This is a genomic window from Opitutia bacterium (genome assembly GCA_016217545.1).
Lineage (GTDB): Bacteria > Verrucomicrobiota > Verrucomicrobiia > Opitutales > Opitutaceae > Didemnitutus.
In genome coordinates this window covers 832734-856509 of sequence record JACRHT010000012.1, presented here as the reverse complement: position 1 = coordinate 856509, position 23776 = coordinate 832734, and the positions used below count along the sequence as shown (strand labels likewise).

Annotated in this window: 17 protein-coding genes; 11 read left to right on the top strand and 6 right to left on the bottom strand. The window is 66.9% G+C overall.

Annotated elements, in window-relative coordinates; genetic code table 11:
- From HZA32_10640 to HZA32_10620, 5 genes are read left to right on the top strand one after another with little or no spacing between them, the layout of a single operon-like run.
- Complete coding sequence (locus tag HZA32_10640; GenBank protein MBI5424529.1) at positions 1–1218, top strand: hypothetical protein; 1218 nt, start codon at positions 1–3, stop codon at positions 1216–1218.
- The gene (locus HZA32_10635) at positions 1196–2464 is read left to right on the top strand and encodes an aminotransferase class III-fold pyridoxal phosphate-dependent enzyme (GenBank protein ID MBI5424528.1); all 1269 of its coding nucleotides are present in this window, start codon (positions 1196–1198) and stop codon (positions 2462–2464) included. The genes HZA32_10640 and HZA32_10635 overlap by 23 nt, the downstream gene beginning before the upstream one ends.
- Before the next feature lie 9 nt (positions 2465–2473).
- Positions 2474–4183: a hypothetical protein gene (locus HZA32_10630; GenBank protein MBI5424527.1), complete on the top strand. Its 1710-nt coding sequence runs from the start codon at positions 2474–2476 to the stop codon at positions 4181–4183.
- Positions 4183–5490 carry a hypothetical protein gene (locus HZA32_10625; protein MBI5424526.1) on the top strand — a complete coding sequence of 436 codons (1308 nt, stop codon included), beginning with the start codon at positions 4183–4185 and terminating at the stop codon, positions 5488–5490. The genes HZA32_10630 and HZA32_10625 overlap by 1 nt, the downstream gene beginning before the upstream one ends.
- A 38-nt stretch (positions 5491–5528) precedes the next feature.
- Complete coding sequence (locus tag HZA32_10620) at positions 5529–7157, top strand: long-chain-fatty-acid--CoA ligase (protein MBI5424525.1); 1629 nt, start codon at positions 5529–5531, stop codon at positions 7155–7157.
- Positions 7158–7192: 35 nt separating this feature from the next.
- Here the strand turns inward: HZA32_10620 and HZA32_10615 are convergent, their stop codons facing one another.
- Genes HZA32_10615 through HZA32_10605 form a run of 3 tightly spaced genes read right to left on the bottom strand, consistent with a single transcriptional unit; the run spans position 7193 to position 12689 of the window.
- Positions 7193–8116: an esterase family protein gene (locus HZA32_10615; GenBank protein MBI5424524.1), complete on the bottom strand. Its 924-nt coding sequence runs from the start codon at positions 8114–8116 to the stop codon at positions 7193–7195.
- Positions 8097–10472, bottom strand: a complete 2376-nt coding sequence (locus HZA32_10610) for a sodium:solute symporter (GenBank protein MBI5424523.1) — start codon at positions 10470–10472, stop codon at positions 8097–8099. Before HZA32_10610 ends, HZA32_10615 begins: the two co-directional genes overlap by 20 nt.
- Positions 10473–10508: 36 nt before the next feature.
- On the bottom strand, positions 10509–12689 hold the full coding sequence (locus tag HZA32_10605; GenBank protein ID MBI5424522.1) for a TonB-dependent receptor: 2181 nt from the start codon (positions 12687–12689) through the stop codon (positions 10509–10511).
- A 248-nt stretch (positions 12690–12937) separates the two neighbouring features.
- On the opposite strand from HZA32_10605, the gene HZA32_10600 reads away from it, so the two are divergent.
- On the top strand, positions 12938–14797 hold the full coding sequence (locus HZA32_10600; protein MBI5424521.1) for a glycoside hydrolase family 127 protein: 1860 nt from the start codon (positions 12938–12940) through the stop codon (positions 14795–14797).
- Position 14798: 1 nt separating this feature from the next.
- On the opposite strand, the gene HZA32_10595 is transcribed toward HZA32_10600, so the two are convergent.
- On the bottom strand, positions 14799–15776 hold the full coding sequence (locus tag HZA32_10595; GenBank protein MBI5424520.1) for a ribokinase: 978 nt from the start codon (positions 15774–15776) through the stop codon (positions 14799–14801).
- 90 nt (positions 15777–15866) lie between these two features.
- Positions 15867–16871, bottom strand: coding sequence for a LacI family DNA-binding transcriptional regulator (locus HZA32_10590; GenBank protein MBI5424519.1), 1005 nt, complete (start codon positions 16869–16871; stop codon positions 15867–15869).
- A 246-nt stretch (positions 16872–17117) separates the two neighbouring features.
- Between HZA32_10590 and HZA32_10585 the strand changes: the two genes are divergently transcribed.
- The 5 genes from HZA32_10585 to HZA32_10565 all read left to right on the top strand — a co-directional run bounded on the left by HZA32_10585 (position 17118) and on the right by HZA32_10565 (position 22669).
- On the top strand, positions 17118–19274 hold the full coding sequence (locus HZA32_10585) for an SUMF1/EgtB/PvdO family nonheme iron enzyme (GenBank protein ID MBI5424518.1): 2157 nt from the start codon (positions 17118–17120) through the stop codon (positions 19272–19274).
- 11 nt (positions 19275–19285) lie between these two features.
- On the top strand, positions 19286–20134 hold the full coding sequence (locus HZA32_10580; GenBank protein ID MBI5424517.1) for a CoA ester lyase: 849 nt from the start codon (positions 19286–19288) through the stop codon (positions 20132–20134).
- Positions 20135–20137: 3 nt separating this feature from the next.
- On the top strand, positions 20138–21370 hold the full coding sequence (locus HZA32_10575) for a CoA transferase (GenBank protein MBI5424516.1): 1233 nt from the start codon (positions 20138–20140) through the stop codon (positions 21368–21370).
- The gene (locus tag HZA32_10570; GenBank protein MBI5424515.1) at positions 21370–22050 is read left to right on the top strand and encodes a YjbE family putative metal transport protein; all 681 of its coding nucleotides are present in this window, start codon (positions 21370–21372) and stop codon (positions 22048–22050) included. Before HZA32_10575 ends, HZA32_10570 begins: the two co-directional genes overlap by 1 nt.
- A gap of 97 nt (positions 22051–22147) precedes the next feature.
- Positions 22148–22669 carry a hypothetical protein gene (locus tag HZA32_10565; GenBank protein MBI5424514.1) on the top strand — a complete coding sequence of 174 codons (522 nt, stop codon included), beginning with the start codon at positions 22148–22150 and terminating at the stop codon, positions 22667–22669.
- A gap of 368 nt (positions 22670–23037) precedes the next feature.
- On the opposite strand, the gene HZA32_10560 is transcribed toward HZA32_10565, so the two are convergent.
- Positions 23038–23700 carry a hypothetical protein gene (locus HZA32_10560; GenBank protein MBI5424513.1) on the bottom strand — a complete coding sequence of 221 codons (663 nt, stop codon included), beginning with the start codon at positions 23698–23700 and terminating at the stop codon, positions 23038–23040.
- Positions 23701–23776 lie beyond the last annotated feature (76 nt).

Below are 23776 nucleotides of genomic sequence, written 5' to 3'. Positions count from 1 at the left end.
ATGCAACTCCGCCGCCTCTCCGCCCTCGCGCTCGCTCTCCTCGCGTTCGCCGCCTGCACCCGCGCCGACGAACACGCCGTCCGTCGCGCGCAGACGAAACTTCAATCCGCCCAAGCCTCCGGCGATGACGTCGCCGTGCGCACCGCGGCGGCGGAGTGGCGCACCGCGCTCGGCGATCTCGTCGGCACCGTCGAAGGCGGCACGCCCAAGCGCGTCGCCGCCGACGCCTCCGCTCCCGCCGACGCGAAGCTCGCCGCCGCCTACCTCGCCAAATACCGCGCGCACATCGCCCCCGACATCGAGGCCTACCTCCGCGACGTCGCGCATCCCACCAAGCTCCCCGCCGGTCTCCGCCAGCTCGCCGTGTTGCTCATCGCCGACGCGCAAACCGTCGCCGCGCTCGGCGACGCCGCCACCGCCGAACGCGCCGAGATCCCGCGTCTCGCCGACGCGTTGTGCAGCGTGCAGCGCCCGAACGGCCTCTTCGCCTTCCCCGACATCCGCGCCAAGAGCGAGTTCTTCGGCAAGATGATCGACAAGCTCCTCGAGGCCCATCCCGACGCCATCGCCGACGGCTGGCTCGTCTCCGACGGCGGCCGCGGCGACCTCCAATACGACAACGGCCTCTGCGGCGTCGCGCTGCTCGAAGCCCACGCGCTCACGCACGACGCCCGCTACCTCGCCGCCGCCCTCCGCGCCGCCGAGTGGGCGAAGACGCAGCCCATCGTCACCAACTGGAACTACAATTCCTTCAGCGTCTGGTTCCTCGCCCGCCTCGCGCTCGTCACTAAGGACCGCGCCTGGCTTGACGAGGCCGCGCGTCGCTGCCGCTTCGGCGTGCTGCCCGGCCAGATGGACAACGGCCGGTGGTTCGACCCGCACAACGCCAAGCTCGTCTATCACGCCATCCTCTGCCGCGCGCTCGTCGAACTCGCCATCGCCAACCGCGCCTTCGCCGTCACCGACGCCGCCGTCGAACGCGCCGCCACGCTCGGTCTCGACAACGCCGCCGACGAGATCCTCCGCGACGGCGTCTCCGTCGTCACCGTGCCCACGGAAGTTTTCGCGCAAGCGCTCTCGCGCTGGCGCACCACGCCGCGTTGGACCGCCGCGATGCACGCGCTCGCTTCCACCGGCCTCGCCCGCCGCGCCCCCTCCTCCGAACTCGGCCCCTACGCCGCCGCCTACCTCGACTATGCCCACCGTGCTCAGCCCTAATCCCGCCGGCCTCCCGCGCACTCGCGCGTGGTGGCAGCGCGCCTGTGCCGTCGCACCCGGCGGCACGCACACCATCAGCAAACGCGTCGGCCAATTCGCTCCCGCCGATGTGTTCCCCGCGTTCCTGAACAAGGGCCACGGCGCCATCGTCACCGATCCCGACGGCAACGACTACATCGACTACATCGCCGCACTCGCCCCGATCATTCTCGGCTACAACCACCCCGAGGTGAACGCCGCCATTCGCGCCCAACTCGACGACGGCATCCTATTCTCCCTGCCCGGCACGCTCGAGGTCGAGCTCGCCGAAAAGCTCTGCGCCATCATCCCCTGCGCCGAACGCGTGCGCCTCCTCAAGACCGGCGCCGAAGCCACCGCCGCCGCCGTGCGCGCCGCGCGCCTCGTCACCGGCAGAGGCAAGGTCCTCACCTGCGGCTACCACGGCTGGCACGACTGGTGGGCGATCACGACCAAGACCGGCGGCATTCCGCCCGAACTCGCCGGCTACTCCATCGACTTTCCCTTCGGCGACACCGCTGCATTCGAGCGCAAGTTCACCGAAAACAAAAACGAACTCGCCGCCGTCATCCTCACGCCCGCGCTCTACGGCACGCACCCGCCGGCCGGCTTCCTCGAGACGATCCGCTCCTGCACCGCCGCGGCGAAAATCCCGCTCATCTTCGACGAGATCATCACCGGCTTCCGCTGGAGCCTCGGCGGCGCGCAAGCGCGCTACGGCGTCACGCCCGACCTCGCCTGCTTCGGCAAGAGCATGGCCAACGGCATGCCCATCTCCGCGCTCGTCGGCCGCGCCGAGTGGATGGACCCGATCGAGAACAACTGGATCAGTTCCACCTACTCCGGCGAACTGCTCTCGATCCGCGCCTCGCTCGCCACGATCGACGTGCTCTCGCGTGACGGTTTCTATCCCGCGCTGCACGCCACCGCGCGAGCGTTGCACGACGGGCTCGTCGCGATCACGCGCCGCACCGGTGTGCGGCTCACGCACGGCGACGCCGTGCCGGCGGTCGTTTTCCAACCGCTGGTTCCCAGACTCTCGCTCGCCGAAATCCAGACCATCGTGCTCAGCCACGCCGCACGGCACGGCGTCCTGCTCCGCCGCGACCCCAAGGGCATTTCGCTCTGCCTCATGGCCGCGCACACACCCGAGCAAATTGCGCACACCCTCGCCGTGATCGAGGAAGCCTGCGGCCTGCTCCTCGCCGCGCCCGCCGCCCGGCCCTGATTTCCCCGCATGGACCTTTCCACGAACCAGCTCGTCGTCGCCGTTGTCGGAGCCTACTTCATCCTGCTCGTCGCCATCGGCGCGGCCTTCGCGCGCAGCGCCAAGTCCACCTCGGACTACTATAAGGGAGGCAACATCATCCCGTGGTGGGCCGTCGGTCTCTCGCAATACATGGCGAGTTTCTCCGCCTACTCGTTCGTCGTCATCGCCGGCGTCGTATACGGCAAAGGCGCCTTCGGCCTGCTCTGGACCTGCCTGCCGCCCACGATGCTGATCGTCGGCGCGCTCACCTTCGGCCGGCGCTGGCGCCGCACCGGCCTCACGACACCGATCGAATACTTCGCCGTGCGCTACTCGCCGCGCTTCCGCGAGGTGTTCGCGTGGCTCGGGTTGATTTCGCGCCCGCTCGGCAACGGCGTGCGCATGGCGGCGTTCGCGGTGCTGATGACCGCGATCCTCGGCTACGAACGCACCGCACCGTTCGCCGGCGGCCTGTCGATCCCCGACGCCGTCGTCATCGGCGGCGTGGCGGTCGTCATCCTCTACACGCTGCTCGGCGGTCTCTACGGCGCGGTGGTGGCGGACATTCTCCAGTTCGTGATTTTGTTCGCCGCGCTGATCGCGCTGTTCGCGCTCTCGTGGGGTCGCATCGGCGGCATCGACGGCGCGCTGCACCTGCTGCCGGCGGACTTCTTCCGCCTGCCCTCGCTCGCGAGCAGCGAGTGGCTCTGGTTTCTCGCGTGGGCGGTGATCTTTTTCTGCGACTACAACGCCGCGCAATGGGGCCTCATCACGCGCTACCTCGGCACGCGCAGCGAAAAGGACGCCGCGAAGGCCGGCGTGCTCGCGGGCGTGCTCTACTTCCCGCACATCGCGCTCGCCATGCTCCCGGTGCTCGTCGCGCGCGCGCTCAATCCCTCCATCCATCCCGAGTCCTCCTTCGGCTGGATCTGCCGCGAAATCCTACCGGGCGGCCTCGTCGCCGTCATGGTGGCCGCGATGTTCTCCGCCACGTTGTCCACCATCAGCGCCGAGCTGAACTCGCTCTCCGGCGTCTTCGCTTTCGACATCTACCGCGCCCGGATCAACCCACACGCCGACGAGCGCCGCCTCGTCTTCGTCGGTCGCGCCACTGTCCTCATCTCCGGCGCGGCGACGATCCTCATCGGCATCCTCGTCCTGCATTCCGCCGGCCTCATCCTCAACGCCGCGCAGCAAATCGCCTCGTATTTCGTCATCCCGATGGCCGTGCCGATGCTCCTCGGCCTCTTCACTTGGAAGGCGAATTCCCGCAGCGCCTTCGCCGCGATGATCGCCGGCGCGCTCACCGCGTGGCTCGCCTACTACTTCCCGCGCCAATGGGGCTGCTCGCCGACCGTCGTCACGCTGCTGCAAAACGCGGGCACCGCACTCGTCAGCGCCGCCGTCTTCCTCGTCAGCCGCGCGTGGTGGCGCTCGACTCCGGACGAGGCGGAAAAATCCCGCCGCTTCATCGACTCGCTCCGCGCACCCGCCGCCGAACTCGCGGGTGACGACCGCGGCTTCCCCGCACCGCTCAACGTCGTGGGCGCCTGCGTGCTCGTCACCGCCGCCATGACGCTCCTCACGCTCGTGCAACCGGCCACGCGCACCGCGTGGCCCGCCGTCGCCTGGACCGGCGGCGGTCTCGCCGTGCTCGGCTTCGCCGCCCTCGCGCTCCAATCCCGCCCGCGTTCCTGATGCGCCGCCTCTCTCCACGCCTCCTGCCGCTCCTCGCCGCCGCTTTCCTCGGCTCAGCGCACGCCGCCGGTCCGAATATCTCCTCGCTGAACCCGGCCAAGTGGCACGCGCCGACCGCGACGCGTTCACGCGAAGCCCGCGACGCAAACGACCAACTCCGCACCGCGTTGCGCTCCGGCGACCGCGCCGCCGTGGACGCCGCCGTGCGTGCGCTGCGCTCCGCCCTCGGCCGCGACGTGAGCGTGCCCGAGGCGAAGACCGACTATCTGCCGCCGTCCGCCGACGCGCTGAGTCTCGACGATGTGGAAAAACTCTGGCTCGCCGACTGCGCCGCGCGCGTCGGCCGCGAGCCGTGGGATGCTGCGCGCGCCGCATTGCAAGCCGGCCACGCGCCGGAACGTCTGCGCGACAGCGTGCGCATGATCGAAGCCTACTTCGACACTGCGCGTCTACTCGAGGACGCCGCGGCCGCCGAAAAACTCCGCGCCCGTGCACTCGACGGTCTGCGCTACCTCCAATCCGTCCAGACCAAGAGCGGCGCCTTCGGTTATCCCTACGACGCCGCGCGCACCGATCGTCTCGGCCAGATGGCCGCCGAGCGCGTCGCCGAGGGCCAGCGCCTCGGCCGCACCATGACCGAAGGCGTGTGGATGATCGAGGACCTCGACCACGGCGACCTCCAGTTCGACAACGGCGTGTGCGGCCTCGCGTTGCTCTCCGGCTACGCGCTGACGCACGACGCCACGCTGCTCGACAGCGCACGCCGTGCCGGAGAGTGGGCGATGCAGCGCCCGCTCGTGACCAACTGGAACTACAACGCCTTTTCCGCGCGCTTGCTCGCCCGTCTCTACCTCGTCACTCGCGAGTCACGCTACCTCGACGCCGCACGCCGCAAGTTCGAGCTCGGCGTGTTGCCCGGCCAGACCGAGACCGGGCGCTGGCTCGATCCGCACAACGCGCGCACGCAATACCACTCGATCCTCGCCACCGCGCTCGCCGACTACGTCGAGGCGCTCGCCGCAGCCCATGCGCCCGAGGAACCGGCCGCGCGCCGCGCACTCGAACTCGCGCTCGACAACCTTGCCGCACAAACGCGCGCCTTCGGCCCGAGCAACGTCCACGAAATGCTGCCGGTCGAAGCGCTCGCGCGCGGCCTCGCCGTCTGTGGCGACCGCGTCGAATGGCGCGCCGCGCTGATCATGTCGCTGCGCTCGCTCACGCCCGCGATTTGCCAGCGCTTCGCGCGCGAAGTCGGCCACTTGCCCGAACCCATTCCCCTCGGCCTGCGCACGCTCCTCGCGCGTTGACCGTTTCCACGTCACTACCCCAACCCCCACGTCCCGCCATGCATGGCCTGATGATGCGTCAGCCGTTGCTGATTTCGTCGTTGCTGCAACACGCCGACCGCTGCCACGGCACCACTGAAATCGTTTCCCGCCTCCCCGAAGGCGGCCTCTATCGCTACGACTACCGCACCGCCCACCGCCGCGCGCGCCAACTCGCCCGCGCGCTCGCCGCGCTCGGCGTCCAACGCACCGACCGCGTCGGCACGCTCGCGTGGAACACGCACCGACATTTCGAGATTTACTACGCCGCCTCCGGCTCCGGCGCCGTCGTGCACACGATCAATCCGCGCCTTTCGACCGAACAACTCGCCTACATCGTCGGCCACGCGGACGACCGCGTCGTGTTCTTCGACCTCGCGTTCCTGAAACAGATCGAGGCCATCGCGCCACGCTGTGCGCACGTGCGGCATTGGATCGCCCTCACCGACCGCGCGCACCTGCCGGCCAGCGCCGTGCCATTGCTCTGCTACGAGGATGTCGTCGCCGGCGAGAGCGACGACTTCGAGTGGCCCGACCTCGACGAACTCGCGGCCGCCGCGCTCTGCTACACCTCCGGCACCACCGGTCATCCCAAAGGCGTGCTCTACACGCATCGCTCCACGCTGCTGCACGCCTACGCCGTGAGCCTGCCCGACTCGTTCGGCCTCTCCGCACGCGACACCGTGCTGCCTGTCGTGCCGATGTTTCACGTCAACGCCTGGGGCATCCCCTACGCCGCGCCGCTCACCGGCGCGAAGCTCGTCTTCCCCGGCGCCGGCCTCGACGGCGCGAGCCTCACCGAGCTCTACACGCAGGAGCACGTCACGTTCTCCTGCGGCGTGCCGACCGTGTGGCTCGGCGTGTTGCAACACTTGGAGAAGACCGGCCAGCGCCTGCCCCGCCCGCACCGCACCGTCATCGGCGGCGCCGCACTGCCGCCGACCCTCGCGCGCGCCCTGCGCGACGACCACGGCATCGAAGTCCGCCACGGCTGGGGCATGACCGAACTCAGCCCCGTCGGAGTCGTGAACACGCCGACGCGGCGCGCGCCCCTCGACACACGCGGCGACGAACCGCAACGCGCCCAAGGCCGCCCGCTGGCCGGCATCGAGCTGCGCGTCGTGGATGACGACGGCCGCACCGTGCCGCACGACGGGCGCAGTCGCGGCGAGTTGCTCGCGCGCGGGCATTGGGTTTGCCGTAGCTACTTTCGCGGCGAAGGCGGCGACCCGCTGCGCGACGGCGGCTGGTTTCCGACTGGCGACGTCGCGACCATCGACGCCGACGGGTTCCTCCAGATCGTGGACCGCACGAAGGATCTCGTGAAATCCGGCGGCGAGTGGATCAGCTCCATCGAACTGGAAAACGCCGTCACCACGCACGCCGCAATTGCCCAAGCCGCCGTCATCGGCGTCGCGCACGAGAAATGGGGCGAGCGTCCGCTCGTCATCGCGGTGCTTAAGTCCGGCCAAGCCGCCACGGCGCCGGAAATCATCCGCCACCTCGAGTCGCGCGTGCCGAAGTGGTGGCTCCCGGAGGACGTCGTCTTCGTGTCCGCGCTGCCCGTCTCAGGCACCGGCAAGGTCCAAAAAACCGTCCTGCGCGAAACCTACCGCGGCCACTGCGGCGTCGCCAGCCGGCCTGGTTGAGACGCGTGGGCGACGTCCCTGGATTCGCTCACCCGTCAGTGACCTAGACTCCACAGGAGCCCTGCGGCGAGTCCGGCGCGCCACACCGTCCACTCGTGGCCGCCGTCGACGATTCGCAGCTGCGTCGTCACGTTCGGTTGCTGGCGGCAGCGTTGGTGCAAGCGCACGGCGTCGGTCGTGAGACTCTCCCCCGCCGCGTCGCGCACGGGCTCGTCGTCGCCGACCGCAATGAAGATGCGCAGCGCAGGGTGGGACGCGTTGCGGGCACACCAAGGCTCAGCGAGCCGGCGGTAGATCGTCTCGTCGAAGCGAAGCGGACCGCGGCCAAACGCACCAAAGGCCCGCACGCTCGAGTCCGTCGGCGGCAACGGCTCATAGAGCGCAGGGCTCAGCACGATGGCCGTCGCGAACGTTTCCGGATGCGCGAAGGCGAAGCGCGCGGCACCATACCCGCCCATCGAATACCCCGCGACCACGCGTTCTGAGCGATCAGCTTTGGTGCGGAACGTCTGATCGATATGCGTCACCAGATCGCGCGTGAGGGCCGTCTCCACGGCTTCGCCGGGGGGCAAGTCGTCCGCACCGGTGAATTGGGAGTCGACATAGTAGCCCGCGCGTCGGCTCGACGGCGCATCGGGCATGATCGCGATCAACGGCGGAATTTTACCCTCCGCAATCATGGCATCGAGCAACGGCGTCACTTGTCGCCACGCCTGCATCGTGTCGCCACGACCGTGCAACAGGTAGAGCGTCGGATAAGCGCGGGGCGACGCGCCGTCGTAGCCCGTCGGCAGATAGGCGACGTAGTCCACCACGTGGCCGAGCGCGGTCGACGCGCAACTGCCTGCGATGAGTTTTCCGGCAGCCGGAGTCCCGTCCGCCCGCAAGACGAGCGCCGCGAGGACGCCCGCGCCCAGCGCCGCGAAGCGCCGAAAAAAATCAGCCCGCCGCGTGCGCATGGTCGGATTCGCGCAGAATCGTGAGGCCCCGGAGGGACTCGGGCGGTGGCGGCGGGAAGAACAGGCTCGCGACGTAACCGACCACGATAGAGAAGAGGATCGAGATCGCGAGGTAGAGGAACGGGTGGACGAGCTTCCCGAGCCACACCGCGAAGGTCGCGACGAAGCTGAAGCCCATGCCGATCAGCACGCCCTGCCAGTTCGCGCGCCGGGTGAACATGCCGAGCGTGTAGGCGCCGCCGAACGCGCCGCCGAACAGGCCCGCCAGTTCGAGCGCGACGTCGAGGAACGAGTTGATGTTGAAGCGCGAAAGCAGGATCGCGAGGCCGATGCCGATCAGGCCCGCGAGCACCGTCACCCACTCCGCGATGCGAATGCTGGTCTTCGGGTTGGGTTTCGCGGCGAGGCGCTCGTAGAAATCCACCGACACGAGCGTCGACACGCTGTTGAGGATGCTCGAGAGCGTGCCCATCGCGGCGGAGAACAAGCCGGCGAGCACGAGTCCGGTGACTCCCGCCGGCAACTCAGCGGCGATGAAGAGCGGCAGCGTCGCGTCGTTCGGCAGCATCGGATTCATGCGCTCGGGAAAACTGTGATAGTAAACATACAGTCCCGTGCCGATCAGGTAGAGGATGAGGCTGCCGGGCAGCACGAGCGCGGCGAAGATCCAGACGGAGCGTCCCGCCTCCTTGACGGATTTCGTGGCGAACACGCGCTGCATCAGCACCTGGTCCTTCGGGAAGGTCAGGACCGTTTCCATCAACTGGAGAAACACGAAACACCAGATCGTCGCCTTGGTGAGATCGAAGCTCCAGTCGATGAGGCGCATCTTGTCGTCAGCCGCCGCGACGGCGACGAACTCGCGCGAACCGCCCTTGAGCGACCAGATGATGAAACCGAGTGCGAAGAACAGGCCGCCGAATTTCACGATCACCTGCGCGACGTCGGTCCAAATCACGGCCTTCATGCCGCCGAGGGCGGTGTAGGCGATCGTGACGACGCCCATCATCAGGATGCTCCAGATCACATCGAGCCCGGTGACGGTCGAGATCGCCAGCGAGGGCAGGAAAAGGATCACGCTCATTCGGCCGCCGAGGTGCATCAGGATGCACATGCCGCTGGCGGCCATGCGCACGGAGCGGTGGAAACGCTGGTCGAGGTAGGTGAACACCGACATCAGCTCGAGCCGCCGCAGCAATGGCACGATGAAGAGCGCGACAAACACCAGCGCGAACACGTTGGTGATGTTGCCGAGCAAATACTGCCAGTTGGTCGCGTAGGCCTTCGCCGTCGTCGCGATGTAGCCGATCGAACTCGAATTCGACGCATAGAGGCTGATGCCCGCCGCCCAAAATGGGATCGAGCGCCCGCCGACGAAGAACGACGCCGTCGACTGCTTCTTCTCGCGCACGTAGCACCAGTAGCCGATCGCCGCGATGCCGCCGAGGTAGGCGAAGAGCGCCACCCAATCGAGCGGCCGGAGCAGCTGCTTGTTGCCCTCCAATTCGCAGGCCACAAACACCGCCGCGCCCGCCGCGTCACGGGACTCGAGCAACAAGCCATTGCGCCACGCCACGCCGCGCTCGACACGGCTCGGCAGGTCCGCGCCTTGGAGCGCGAACGAGCGCGTCACGAGATGGAACGTCGCCAGATGGTCGGCCGCGCCCGCGCGATGCACCGCAAACAGCAGGTGCGCCTGACCGATCGCGCGCAGCGTGCCGTCGACGAGCCGGCCGGGAAATTCGCCTTGGCGCGCCCAGCCGTCCTTCGCCGTCCAGCGCCAGAGCGAATCCGCCGCCGTCTCGCGCACGGCGAGGAACAGCGCGCCATCCTGCGCGGTGGCGCCGCACGGTTCACCGAAGACCGGCCACGGCGCCGCGCGTTGCCACGAGGCGTTCGGCACGTCGAGAGTGACGAGGAATAACCGGTTCTCGCCCGCGGTATTCGCGCCGGCGATGTGCAGGGTTTCTCCGGCGAGGGCGCCGACGACGCGCGTCAAGCACTCGGGCAACGGAGGCAGCGCCGAGGAGTTGAGCCACGTGCGGACTTCAACGCCCCCGGGCTGCCTCCGATCCCCCAAAATCAGGAACGAATCCGCGCCGCGCGCGATGGCGCCGATGACGCCGGGAGCCGGCGTCGGAATTTTCGTCCAGTGCGCGGGACTGCCTTCGAGCCGCCACGCTTGCGCGTCACGGACGAGCGTCGGCGCCTCCGCCGCGATCAGCGCACCTTGTCCGCCCGCGCCGTCGGGCGCGGCCAGCGTTTCCGTGCGGACGGAGATCAGGTTCTCCGCAATCGCCAGGCTTCCCGGAAACAGAAGCAGGAGTCCGAGAAGCCGGCCCGGCAGGAAACGCATGTGGGTTGGTGCTGAACGCCGTCGGCGGCGGCAAACTCAGAATTTGATCGTGTGCGAGAGCGAGATGACCCGGCCGCGGCCCGCGAAGTAATTCTGGAACTGGTCGATCTGGGCCCAGGGCAGGATATAGTATTTGTTCATGAGGTTCTCGATGCCGATCGAGAAGTCGCCCCACGGCGTCGAGTAGGTGGCGGTCAGATGCGCGAGCGTGAGCGATGTCGTGTGCTCTTCGCCGGCGGCGCCGACGTTGATGTCGCGGGCGAACACGTGCTCGACGTCGAGCGTCGCGCTGGCCTTGGGCAGGAATTTCCAAGTCGTGGACAAGTTGAGCTTGTCGGGGCTCACGTTGGAGATGCCTTGCACGCGGGTGAGTGGGCCGGTCTCGGTGGTGCGGGTCAGGCCCTTGATGTGCGAATAGAGCGCGGTGAACTTGAGCTGCTTGTTCGGCCGGTATTCGCCGGTGAGTTCGTAGCCCTTCAACAGCACGGGACGGCGCTGGAGGATGAAGTCCTTCGTGACCGGGTCGACCGAGAGGCTGGCGCCCAGTTCGGAGTAGGAGCGGTAGTAGGAGCCGCTGAAGCTGAAGTTTTTGCCGCGCCAGCTGATGCCGCCTTCCTTGTTGTCGGCGACGACGGCCTGCAGATCGACGATGCCGTCGACGGATTGGCCCGGCGTGTTCACGTTGCGCAGCGGAATGCCGACGTTGGGGAGCGTGAAGCCCTTGCTATAGGAACCGAAGATCGACCAGTTCTGCGGCAGGCGGGCAATCAGGCCGACGTTCGGGAGCGTCTCGCTGTATTTCAGCGTGCCGCCTTTGACGGGAGTGTTGTTGGCGAAAAAGACCGTGGTGTAGTCGTCGACCTTCAACTCGCCGCCTTCGTGGCGCACGCCGGCGCTGACCGTGATCGGGCCTTGCGTGTAGGAGGCTTGGGCGAACGGAGCCTTGCTGATGTAGTTCATCGGCGGAACCCAGGTGCGTCCCGTGAGCGCCAGGCGCTGCTGGGCGACCTCATCGAGGAAGTCGAAACCCGGAGTCAGCTCCAAGCCGGTGATGCCAAAGAGATCGCGGCCGGACCAGGAGCTGCGCATGCCCTTCTTCTGGGAGTTGATTTCCGATTGATCGATGCCGACGCCCAGGGGCGCCAGGACGGGATCGGCCTTGTCGGCCGAGACCACCTCCGGCACGAACCGCATGGCCTGGCTGGCCTTGTAGGCTTGGACGTTGAGCGAGCCGCCGAACAACGCGTCGTTCTTGTAGGCCAGCGCATATTGATCGAAATCATTGAACGAGGCGCGCGCGCCCGGCGGCACGCCGCGAATGGACGAGTCCGTGATGCCCCGCGCGCGATCGCCCAGCAGCGGCACGTAGTGGCCCTGGCCCTCGATGTGGAAGCGGCTGACCGTGAGAGTGACTCGCTGGGCGTTGTTTTCGCCGAAGCTGCGCCCCGCCTTGAGAAAGACGTTGTTCGAGCGCGTGTCATTGAGCGAACCGCTCGCGCCCATGCCGAGGCGGCGGCCGTTGGCATCGAAGCCCATGCCGCGCTCGCCGGTTTCGACGCCCACGAAGATGTCGCTCGGACCGCGCTTGTTCATGTAGTTGAGGCCCACGCTCCAGCCGTAGCTGTCGTCGTAGCCCTGGCCGTAGAACTTGCTCCGCAGGGTCGCTTCACTGCCCTCCTTGGTCGGGCTCTTGGAGATGTAGTTGATGATGCCGCCCACCGCGCCGATGCCTTCCGTGGCCGAAGGGCCGTTGATCACCTCGATGCGGTCAACGACACCCATGTCGGTGAACGTCGCGTTGCGGCCGCCCTCGCGCAGGGGCGTCGTCTGGGAAATGCCGTCGAACAGGCGAAGCGCGACGCGACCGCGCAGCGTCTCACCGGTGTTCTGCATCTGCTGCGTTCCCGGAGTGTAACCCGGAATCGTGCGGGCCAACACCGCCGTGGCATCTTCGGTCAGCAACTGGGTGTTCGAAACCTCGTCCGAAGAAATCAATTTGATCGCGCCCGGAATCTGGTCGAGCGCCTTGGGCGAGCGATAGCCGGTCGTAACCGTGAACGTCCCGAGGTTCACCACCTCTTCCTTCTTTTCCGGTTCGGTGCCCTCCTTCGGCGGCGGAGAAACCTGCTGCGCGAATGCGGGCAACCCGCCGAGCACGAGAAGCAGCGACCAGGCAGCCGCCGCGCGAGTCTTTTTGTTGGTCTGATTTGGGTTCATGGGGTTGGGGTTAGGCAAACGTTTGCTCTTTGGATGAAAATTTCATTCTCCGAATGGAGAGGGAAGAAAATCAGGGCGTGGACGGACTCCGGCCATGGACAGGCGCAACGCGAGCGAACCGAGAAGCCGGAGCGAGCTGGGGCATGATTGAGCTTGCGGATGGGGGTGACTCAGCGAACGTAGCGCGCAAGGCAAACGTTTGCGTGCCCGACCATTTTTGTTTTACGCCCGGTGTCAACTTTTTTGTCATGAGCCCAGTGAATCCCCCGGATCGGCCCTCCGCCTCGACCTCCGCTCGCGTTACTCTCGACGGGATTCTCGGCGCCGCGCTCCAGCTGAGTCGAAAAAACCATCTCGCGACTTTCATCGAGAACGAGGCCAGCCCCGCCATCGCGCTCTTTCGCGCCGAGCACGTGTGCGGCAACCAGGAGGGCGATTGGTATGGGGAGCACGCGGGCAAATGGCTGATCGCCGCAGCGCGCGCCGCAGCGCACGAACCCGACTCTCCTCTCGCCGCGAGCGTGCGCCGCGTGGCGGATTTTCTCGTGCAGCGGCAGGACGCCGATGGCTACTTGGGCACCTACGCGGCCAACCGCCGGTTCATGTGCCGCCAGGGTCCGGCGCCTCTCACTTGGGATGGAGCGCCCGCCCAACGCACGTGGGACATTTGGGTGCACAGCTATTTGATTCTTGGGCTGATCGAGGCCGCGAGGTCCCTCGGCGAGCCGCGCTACCTGCAGGCGGCCCGACGCATCGGCGACTTGTGTTGGCGCACTTTTCACGACGAGAAAATTCCCGTCACCTCGCTGGGCAATCACCACGGTCTCTCCGCCACCGTCCTGATCGACCCCGCGATGGAGCTCTACCTCGCCACGCAGGAGCCACGTTATCTCGCTCTCGCACGTCTGATTCTCGCGGAGATTGAGGCCACGCCGGCGCTCAATCTAATCGAGCAAATCATGGCGGGCACCGACGCCGCGAACCTCGCCACCGGCAAGGCCTATCAACTCTGCTGGAACCTCGTCGGGCTCGCCAAACTCAGTCGGGCCACCAACGACGAGCGTCTCTCGCGCGCCGTCCGCGCAGCCTGGCAGAACATCCGCGACCACCATCTCACCCTCGGCGGCGGCCCGTGGGGCGGCGTGGCGCATCGCTCGCGCGAAGTTTTCAATCCGCGCCCCGTGTTCAGTCCGCAGGGATTTGTCGAGACGTGCTCGACGCTGGCGTGGATCCAATTGAATCGCGAACTGCTCCTCCAAACCGGCGAAGCCGCGTTCGCGGAGGAGATCGAAAAATCCGCCTACAACGACCTGCTCGGCGCCCAAGCCCCGAAGGGCGACAATTGGTGCTACTATTCTTTTCCGAACGGCCGCCGGGTCTTCACCACCTACTGGCGCTGCTGCAAATCGAGCGGCCCGATGGCCCTCGAGGAGCTGCCGCTTGCGGCGTATTCGGTCTCAGGCGACGGCAGCATCGCGGTGAATCTCTACGGCGCGTCAGCCGCGACCCTCCCCCACCCGACCGCCGGCAGCGTTCAGGTGCGGCAGGAGACACAGTATCCGTTTACCTGCTCCGTTCGTCTTCACGTCTCACCCGAGCGACCGGCAAAATTCGCGCTTCGTCTGCGCACACCGAGCTGGGCGGAAAATTTCCGCGCCGCGGCCGGAGGCACCATGCACCAAGCCGAGCCGCACGCGGCCAATTACCTCGTGCTCGATCGCGACTGGGCGCCGGGCGACGTCGTCACGATCGAGATGGAAATGCGGCCGCACCTGCATCGACGGACCAATCTCAATATTCAGGAATCGCGCGCGCCCGACGGCTCGCCGGTTGCCCAGGAAGTGCTGCACTTCGACTACGCCGCCATCACGCGCGGGCCGCTCGTCTACGCCTCCGCGTTGATCGACGGCTTCAAGACGGAGGAAACCCTGCGCCTGCCGGATCCGCTGCGCATCGAAACGCTGCCCCCTCCCGCAGGGTCGAGCGCGCCCGCGTTGCGTCTCGCTCTCGGCTACCGCGAGCCGCTCACGCTGCAGCCCTATTTCGAAGCGGGCGGACGAAACGATCGCACGTGGCGCCTGACGTGGTTCTCCCTCGCGCCCGAGTGATTCAAAGCCGCCAAGCAGCGGCCTGTTCGCGACCGAGGAATTTTCTCAGCTCCGCCCGAGCGGGCATGGAGGGAGCCGCGCCCGCCTTGGTCACCGACAGTGCGGCGACGGCTGTGCCCAGACGAACTGCATCGACGATCCGTCCGCCGCTGCGCACCAGTCCCGCCGCAAAGCCGCCACAGAACGCGTCGCCCGCGCCGGTGGTGTCGACCACCTTTACTCCGCGATGCGCCGGCACGCGCGTGAACGCGTCGCGCTCCGAGACGAAACAGCCGCGTTCGCCGAGCGTGACGATCACCGTGCCGACTCCGATGCGCCGGCACAACGCGTGCAGATCCGCATCCGGCAAAGCGTGCAGTTGCCGCTCGTCGAAACCGGTTTCCTGCACCTGCGGCAACACACGCACCAGTGCGGCAAACTCGCTCTCGTTCGGAATCAGCACATCGACATGGCGCAGCAACCGCGCATCGAAATCCGCGCGCATCGGTGCCGGGTTCAGCACCGTGAGGACGCCCGCCTTCCGCGCCAGGCGCAGCGCGTGCGCCGTGGTCGCCAGATTGGCTTCGAGCTGCGTAATCAGGACTTTCGCCCCCGCGATCAACGCGGCCGGAAGGTCACTCGCGCGCAACGCCGCGTTCGCACCGGGCTCGATGACGATTTCGTTTTGCCCGCGTCCATTGATGAGAATCACCGCCGTGCCGGTGGCGCGATCGCGCTTGAGCGCGAGTTGGCAGCCGATCTTTTCGCGCCGATAAAACGCCGCGACCTGCCGGGCGTAGGCGTCATCTCCCATCGCGCCGACGAAGGTCGTGCGCACGCCGGTCTTGCCGCACGCGATGGCCTGATTGGAACCCTTGCCGCCCTGGCCCGTGCGCAATTGGCCGACGATCGTCTCACCGGGTTGCGGAAATTCGGCGCAAGCGAGAGTGAGATCCTGCATGATGCTGCCGACGACGACGACCTGGGGAACGGAGGCCATGAAACACTAAATTGAGGTTGAGGGGGCGAGTCGAAAGCAAACGTTTGCCTTACTTTGGCGTCAAGCGAAACCTCGCGCGCGGAATCGCGCTCAGCAGGATTTTCGCACCATCAGGTCCGGCACCAGGCGCAGGCTGGTCGCCGGGCGGTTCGGGTCCTCGATGCGCTTCAGCAGGAGCTCCGCCGCGCACTTGCCCACCTCGTAGGCCGGCTGACGCACGACCGTGAGCGGCGGGTTGAACACGCTCGCGAGCGGCATCTCGTCAAAGCCGACGATCGCCACCTGCTTCGGAATTTTCAGCCCGCGGGAGGCGATGGCCTCGAGCGCGCCGGCGGTCATCAGTCCGTTGCAGACGAAGAGCGCCGTCGGTGGATCGGACAGGGAAAGCAGCTCGTTCGCGAGCACCTGACCGGAGCCCTGCTTGTAGTCGCCGAAGCGCATCAGCTCGGCCTTGACGGGCAGTCCGGCCTCGGCGTGAGCGTCCTTGTAGCCGCGCAGGCGTTCGCGACCGGTGGAGGAATCGGCCGGGCCGCCGATCAGCCCGATGCGTTTGTGTCCCTGCGCGATGATGTGATTCACCGCCTCGAACGCCCCGCGATGGTTGTCGACCTCGACCTTGTCCAGGTTTCCGGTCGCGAGGCTGCGGTCGACGCACACCACCGGCACGCCCGATTTCACCACTTGGAGCACCGCGGGGTCGTGCTCGTGGATCGGCGGCAGGATGATGCCGTCGACCGACTCCGACTGCATCACGTCGAGATAGAAACGCTCGCGCGCCTCGTCCTCATCGTAGTTGCAGAGCAGGACGGCGAAATTGTTGCTGTAGGCCACGTCCTCCACGCCGCGCGCGAGGTCGGCGAAGAAAATGTTCTGGATGTTCGGAATGATCAGGCCGAGCAGGTGGCTGGTGCCGTCCGTCGTGCGCAGGCGGCGGGCGACGCGGTTCGGCTTGTAGCCGGTCTCACGCATGACCTTGAGCACGCGGGCACGCGTCTCCTCACCGATCTTGCCCGTGCCGTTCAGCACGCGCGAAACCGTGGAGATGTTCACCTTCGCCCGGCGGGCGACGTCGATCAGGCTGGGAGTTTTCGACATGGGGAAATGAAGCGGCCCGAGGGGCAAGGGTCACTTGTGCGCCCGCCGGTGACGCCAAGCAAGCCCCGACCTTCGTCGCGCGCGGCTTAATCGGATGGACTCCGGGCGCAACGTTAGGCAAACGTTTGCTTCTTTTCTTGCCCTCCGCCCGGTTCGGAGCTGCATTGCGGCCTCCGAACGCCATTCTGGATCCCGTTCTCCCTGCCACGTCCGCCGCGCCCACGCCGACTCCCCGCCCCGCCATCAATGAGCAAATCACCCTCCGCGCCTTCCGCTCGCCTCATCGAGTTTCAACTCTCCCACGCGCGCAACGGTCCGCATCTGCCCCTGCCGGTGAGCATGCCGGGCTGGCCCTTCCAGACCATCGGCCAGTGGAAGCAAAACGTGAACGCCGCCGCCGAAGCCTGGCGACGCGACTTCCGCGAGTGGCGTCAGGAGCACCTCATCCGCATGGGCTACAGCGGCGCCAACTACGAGCGCCCCGAACTCCGCTGGTCGCAGCGCAACTTCGTCCACGCCCAAATGATGGTCGAGGACCGTTTCTTCTACGACCCGGTGCGGCGCCGCTACACGGTTGATCGTTACCTTGACGACCTCGTGCAACGCTACGGCGGCATCGACAGCGTGCTGCTGTGGTATGTTTACCCGAACATCGGCATCGACGATCGCAACCAATTCGAACTCGCCGCCGATCTGCCCGGTGGTCTCCCCGGCCTCCGGCGCGCCGTCGCGGACTTCCACCGCCGCGGCGTGAAAGTTTTCATCCCGACCATGGCGTGGGACAACGGCACGCGCCCCGCCGGTTTGCCCGACTGGGAGTCAGCCGCGCGTCTCGCCAAGGCGATCGGCGCGGACGGCATCAACGGCGATACCTACAGCGGAGTGCCGCGCGCCTTCTTCGACGCCGCCGAAAAACAGAAACACCCGCTCGTCCTCGAGCCGGAAGCCGTGCCGCTCTCGGACGAGGCCCTCGCGTGGAATCTCCAGAGCTGGGGCAAGCTGCTGCCCGCCGAAACCGTGCTTCCCGTGGCCAAGTTGAAATGGCTCGAGCCGCGCCACATGACCAACACCGAGAATCGCTGGGGCCGCGACCGCACCAACGATTTTCACTACATCTTCTTCAACGGCACCGGCTACAACTCCTGGGAAAACATCTGGGGCGTCTGGAACCAGTTCACGCCGCGCGATGCCGCCGCGCTGAAACGGATCACGCATATCTACCGCCACTTCCCGGAGCTGCCCGTCAGCCTCGACTGGGAGCCCTACGCGTTCGCCTGCCAGCAAAACGTCTTCGCCTCGATGTTCCCCGGCAAGGACGCGACCCTTTGGACGGTCGTGAACCGCAACGAATACGACGTGACCGGCGACCAGTTGCGCGTCGCTCATCGCCCGGGACGGAGCTACTACGACGCGTGGCACGGCACCAAGCTGAAGCCGGAGCTGAGCGACGGCCACGCCACCCTCGCCTTCCCGATCGAGCGCCGCGGTTTCGGCGCCGTGCTCGCCGTGGAACGCGGCAGCCAGCCGAAGAACTTGGCCCGCTTCCTCCGCGAGCGCCGCGCTCTCACGCGGATTCCGCTGCAAGATCTCTCCGCGCAGTGGCAATTCCTGCCCCAGCAAATCGTCCCGATCCCGCCGACCCGCCCCGCCGACCAAGCTCCCGCGGGCATGGTCACGATCCCGGCGGGCGACTTCGACTTCCGCTGCACCGGCATCGAAATCGAGGGTTTCACCTGGCCCGGCCTCGACGTGCAGTTCCCGTGGGAAAACTCCCCGCGCCGCGCGCACCGGCACCGCATGCAGATCGCGCGCTTCCACCTCGACCGCTTCCCCGTCACCAACGCCGAGTTCAAACGCTTCGTCGACGTGACGCGCTATCGCCCGGCCGACAGCCATAATTTCCTCCGCCATTGGAACCGCGGCGCCCCGCCTCGCGGTTGGGAAAACAAACCCGTGACTTGGGTTTCTCTCGAAGACGCCCGCGCCTACGCCGCCTGGGCCGGCAAACGACTCCCGCATTCCTGGGAATGGCAATACGCCGCCCAAGGCACCGACGGCCGCCTCTTCCCTTGGGGCAACGACTGGCGCCCCGCCGCCGTGCCGACTCCGAACCGCGGCCGCACCCTCACTCCGCCGGACGACGTCGATGCTCACCCCGAAGGCGCCAGTCCCTTCGGCATCATGGATCTCGTCGGCAACGTCTGGCAGTGGACCGATGAGTTCCACGACACCCACACACGGGCCGCGGTGCTGCGCGGCGGCAGCGCCTACCAGCCGCAGACGTCACACTGGTATTTTCCCCAAGCCTACCAACTCGACCAGCACGGCAAATACCTGCTCATGGCGCCGTGCAAGGACCGCAGCGGCATGCTCGGCTTCCGCTGCGCCGCCGACGCCACCTGAGCCCCACTCCCATGCGCAGCAAGCTGTTCGTCCCCGCCTCCCGTCCCGAGCTCTTCCCCAAGGCGCTCGCCAGCGCCGCCGACAGCCTCTCCTTCGATCTCGAGGACGCCGTCGCCGAGGAACACAAGGCCGCCGCGCGCGCGAATCTCGCCACCGCGCTGGCCTCGCCCGAGTTCGCAGCATCGAACAAAATCCTGATCGCGCGCGTGAACGCGCTCGCGACCGCTCACTTCACCGCCGATCTCGCCGCGATCGTGCACCCGCGCCTCGACTACGTAAACCTGCCCAAGGTCGACTCGGCCGACGATGTCCGCACCGCCAGCGCCGCACTCGCTCAGCTCGAGCAGACGCGCGGCCTCGACCGCCGCATCGCGTTCCTCGTCAACATCGAGACGCCTCGCGCGCTGCGTTGCGCCGCCGAAATCGCCAGCGCCGATCCGCGTGTCGCCGGCCTCCAACTCGCCTTCGCCGACCTGCTCGAGCCGCTCGGCATCGATCGCACTCACACCGCCGTCATCCAACAACTCCAGCTCGCCGTGCGGCTCGCCGCCGGCGAGGCCGATGTCTGGGCTTACGACGCCGCCTACGGCGCGATCAAGGACGCCGACGTTTTCCGCGCCGAAGCGATCGGCGCCAAGCGCCTCGGCTTCCTCGGCAAGTCGTGCGTTCACCCGAGCCAGATCGCGATCGCCAATGAAGTTTTCCAACCCAGCGCCGCCGAGATCGACTTCGCGCGTCGCATCGTCGAAGCCGCTCAGACCCACGCCGGTGCCTTCGCCCTCGACGGCCGGATGATTGACGCACCGTTCATCCGCCGCGCCCACGCCGTCCTCGCCGCTGCCGCCACCGTCACGCGCTAAGCCATGCCGCTCCACCAACGCGACTACACTCCCGCAACGCCCGGTCCGTTGAACGGCGTGCGCGTCCTCGACCTCTCGCGCCTGTTCGCCGGCAACGTGCTCACGCAGGTGCTCGGCGACTTCGGCGCCGAAGTCATCAAGGTCGAGCCGCCCGAGGGCGACACGCTCCGCGCCTGGCAGACGAAGGGCGTCTCCACGCATTGGAAAATCTACGCGCGAAACAAGAAGAGCCTCGCGCTCGACCTGCGTCGGCCGGAAGCGGTTGAGATCATTCGCCAGCTCGTGCCAAGCGCCACGTTGTTCATCGAGAGCTTTCGTCCCGGCGTGCTGGAAAAAATGGGCCTCGCGCCCGAGGAGCTGCTGCGCCTCAACCCGCGCCTGGTCATCGTCCGCATTTCGGGCTGGGGACAGGACGGTCCCTACAGCCAGCGTCCGGGCTTCGGCACGATCATCGAAGGCATGTCCGGCTTCGCCTCGTTCAACGGCTTCGCCGATCGCGAACCCGTGTTGCCGCCCATGTATCTCGCCGACGGTGTCGCCGGACTCTACGGCGCCTCGGCGGTCATGATCTCGCTGCGCCACGTCGAGCAAAACGGCGGACGCGGCCAAGTCATCGATCTGCCGCTGCTCGATCCGCTTTTCGCCATCCTGAGTCCGCAGGCCGCCAACTATCGCCTGACCGGCCAAGTAAAGCCGCGCACCGGGAGTCGCTCGACGAATTCTGCGCCGCGCAATTGCTACCGCTGCCGCGACGGCCTCTACGTCGCCCTCTCCGGCTCGACGCAGGCGATGGCCGAGCGGCTCCTGCGCGCCATCGGCCGCGCCGAGCTGATCGACGATCCACGTTTCCGCACCAACGCCGCCCGCGTCGCCCACGCGGCGGAGCTCGACGCGATCATCGGCACCTTCATCGCCGAGCGCACGCAGGCGGAGAACGTCGCGTTCTTCGAACGCGCCGAGGTGACCGTGGGCCCGATCTACGACGTGCGGCAGATCCTCGACGACCCGCATTTCACCGCGCGCGAGATCGTCGCCGACTATCCGGACCCGGAGATGGGCCAGCTGCCGATGCATCACGTCGTGCCGCGCCTGCTCGGCACGCCCGGCAGCATCCGCGCGCCGGCCCCGCGCCTCGGAGAGCACAACCGAGAACTCCTTGGCGAGATCGGCTACGACGCCGAGCGTTACGCGCAGTTGCAGCGCGACAATATCGCGGTCGAGGCGAAGGATTCCTGATGCATGCCGATTCCGCTTCACTCGCTCACTGGCTCGTTGCGTTCCTGAGCATCGTTTTCATCGACATCGTGCTCGCGGGCGACAACGCCATCGCGATCGCCCTGGCCGCACGGACGCTGCCCAAGGAGAAGCGCCTGCTCGCGATCAGTCTCGGCGCGGCGGTCGCCGTGGTTCTCCGCGTCGCGCTCACCTTCGTTGCCGGCCGGGTTCTCAATGTCACCTACCTCAAACTCGCAGGCGGTCTGATGATCCTGTGGATCGCGGTGAAGCTCCTGCTCGACAACACCGAGGAGACCGAGGCCGCGACGGTGCAGACGCGCAGCGTTTGGCGCGCGATCGGGCTGATCGTCGCAGCGGATGTTTCCATGTCCCTGGACAACGTCCTCGCCGTCGCCGGCGCCTCGCACGGAAATCTCGGACTCCTGCTGTTTGGTCTCGGACTCAGTATTCCGCTCGTCGTGTTCGCCAGCAACCTGCTGTCGGTTCTCACCGAAAAATATCCGCTCCTCGTCTATTTCGGCGCCGCCATTCTCGGCAAGATCGGCGGCGAACTGATCATGACCGACCCCGCCGTCGAGCGCTTCCTGCATCCGGCACCCGCGCTGATCTGGGCCGTGGAGATCGCGCTCGCGCTGGCTGTCTCGATCGGCCCCGGCCTCTGGCGGCGACAACAGGCCTGAAGCAACAGCGCACCCGCTTTCACTTGGACGGCGAGCCCGCTCGCGACAAGGCGCGTGGGTTGGTTGACGTTTTCGCGGGCGTAATCATTTCGGTGGGATGCCATTGCTCACCGTGGTTCCGCCCATGCCGGGGGCCGAGCGTCGCTTCCGGCCCTTCGTCGAATTTTTGCACCGCTCGGGTTGGGATGCCGAGTTCGTCCGTCTGGAATGGACGAGCGCCCGACCCAACTTCGGCTCGCGCGAGATATTTCCCCAAGTCGACGCGCAAACGGCGGGCAAGGTGGTGTTGGGGTTCTCGCTCGGGGCGCTCTACGCGCACCTCGGCGCCTTGCGCGCGCGGCATTTGATTCTCGGCTCCATCTCACCGTTTTTCCTCGAGGACGACGACGAGCCGGATCGCTGGATGATCTCCTATCGCGAGGGGAACGCGGCAACGCCCGCCGACGTGCTCGTCGGAGCAAAGGAAGACGCGCAGATGCACCGTCGGGCGACCGCGGTGCGCGACTTCTATCGCCAAAGCAGCTTCACGGACGTTCCCGACGCCGACCACGAACTCTGGCACCCGAATTACCTGCACGCGATCAAGGCCGCCTTGGATCGAATTGGACAGAGCGAGTGAAGCACAGCCGCTTATCGACGACGCGGGATCACGCGCACACGATAGCGGCGAGCCGTAGCGGAAGCGCGGCGAGCTTCAGAAACTGCCGCGTCAGGCCTGAAATCATCGCGCCCAGGCGGATCATTCCCGGGCGGGCTTGGTCATCGCGACTGATGGCGAACCTTGCCGTGCCGCTCCGTGGCCCCGGCGCGGCGTCAGCGCATTGCAAGTCGCCGTGTCGGACCATTGCCGCAGTCCATATTCCCGGAGACGTTCGCGTGAACGTGCAGCACGCGCGAGCTCGTCTGCACATCGCTCGCCGCACATTTCCATCGCACCGCGCGGCGGTTGGTTTTCGAGGCGCTCGTTAGGATCAGCCCATCCCTCTCTCAGTGCGTGGGCAAGTGGTTCAACTCATCGAGGACCACCACTTGTCCGGCCGCATTGAGCTCCACCACGAAGCGATGCTTGCCCTCCTTGCTGGCCACAACGAATGCGGGCTCCTCGATATCGAACATGATGTAGATCCACCAATGCGCCATCTCGTCGGTGCGCAGCGCGCGCACGACAAACCCGCCGTCCTCCTTCAGGGCACGCGAGACCTCGGTGGCCAGCTTCGGGATCTGCTCCCCCTTGAGGAACGCCATTTTCAGCCCGCGATCGAATTTTCCGTTCTTCAGGTCGGCGGGATCGCTGACCGATATGTTCGAACTTCCCGTGCCGAGGGTCTTGCCGAAAAGTTTGTTCGCTCCGGGAAGCAGCATCACCCCGTCCTTGAACAGGGCGGCATCGCCCGCCTCCAGCCCCTTGCGCAGGTTTTCCGCGAAGGCGTTCATGCGTTCGTTCGTATCGAAGACATAGCGAACGCGCGGCGGGATCGCTGCCGGCACCAACTCGCGCACGCGCGACTCCATGGCCGGCGTGGGTTCGCCCTTGGTGTAGGCTTTGCGCCGGTCGGCAGCGCCGTTGATGAAGGTCGCTCCGCCTTGAGTCGCGGCGAAGGCCGAGAGCAAGAGGCAGCAGGCAATCCGCCTGGTATTTCTGATGCGCATGGGGATCGAGGGGAAGAAGGCAACGCCCCGCGGGCCGAGGTTGATCCGAGGGGCAATGAATGAAGGGATGCGCTTC

Excerpts from the sequence above, each read along its gene's own strand:
- HZA32_10640 (MBI5424529.1), top strand. The coding sequence starts at position 1 with ATGCAACTCCGCCGCCTCTCCGCCCTCGCGCTCGCTCTCCTCGCGTTC.
- HZA32_10635 (MBI5424528.1), top strand. The coding sequence starts at position 1,196 with ATGCCCACCGTGCTCAGCCCTAATCCCGCCGGCCTCCCGCGCACTCGC.
- HZA32_10630 (MBI5424527.1), top strand. The coding sequence starts at position 2,474 with ATGGACCTTTCCACGAACCAGCTCGTCGTCGCCGTTGTCGGAGCCTAC.
- HZA32_10625 (MBI5424526.1), top strand. The coding sequence starts at position 4,183 with ATGCGCCGCCTCTCTCCACGCCTCCTGCCGCTCCTCGCCGCCGCTTTC.
- HZA32_10620 (MBI5424525.1), top strand. The coding sequence starts at position 5,529 with ATGCATGGCCTGATGATGCGTCAGCCGTTGCTGATTTCGTCGTTGCTG.
- HZA32_10615 (MBI5424524.1), bottom strand. The coding sequence starts at position 8,116 with ATGCGCACGCGGCGGGCTGATTTTTTTCGGCGCTTCGCGGCGCTGGGC.
- HZA32_10610 (MBI5424523.1), bottom strand. The coding sequence starts at position 10,472 with ATGCGTTTCCTGCCGGGCCGGCTTCTCGGACTCCTGCTTCTGTTTCCG.
- HZA32_10605 (MBI5424522.1), bottom strand. The coding sequence starts at position 12,689 with ATGAACCCAAATCAGACCAACAAAAAGACTCGCGCGGCGGCTGCCTGG.
- HZA32_10600 (MBI5424521.1), top strand. The coding sequence starts at position 12,938 with ATGAGCCCAGTGAATCCCCCGGATCGGCCCTCCGCCTCGACCTCCGCT.
- HZA32_10595 (MBI5424520.1), bottom strand. The coding sequence starts at position 15,776 with ATGGCCTCCGTTCCCCAGGTCGTCGTCGTCGGCAGCATCATGCAGGAT.
- HZA32_10590 (MBI5424519.1), bottom strand. The coding sequence starts at position 16,871 with ATGTCGAAAACTCCCAGCCTGATCGACGTCGCCCGCCGGGCGAAGGTG.
- HZA32_10585 (MBI5424518.1), top strand. The coding sequence starts at position 17,118 with ATGAGCAAATCACCCTCCGCGCCTTCCGCTCGCCTCATCGAGTTTCAA.
- HZA32_10580 (MBI5424517.1), top strand. The coding sequence starts at position 19,286 with ATGCGCAGCAAGCTGTTCGTCCCCGCCTCCCGTCCCGAGCTCTTCCCC.
- HZA32_10575 (MBI5424516.1), top strand. The coding sequence starts at position 20,138 with ATGCCGCTCCACCAACGCGACTACACTCCCGCAACGCCCGGTCCGTTG.
- HZA32_10570 (MBI5424515.1), top strand. The coding sequence starts at position 21,370 with ATGCATGCCGATTCCGCTTCACTCGCTCACTGGCTCGTTGCGTTCCTG.
- HZA32_10565 (MBI5424514.1), top strand. The coding sequence starts at position 22,148 with ATGCCATTGCTCACCGTGGTTCCGCCCATGCCGGGGGCCGAGCGTCGC.
- HZA32_10560 (MBI5424513.1), bottom strand. The coding sequence starts at position 23,700 with ATGCGCATCAGAAATACCAGGCGGATTGCCTGCTGCCTCTTGCTCTCG.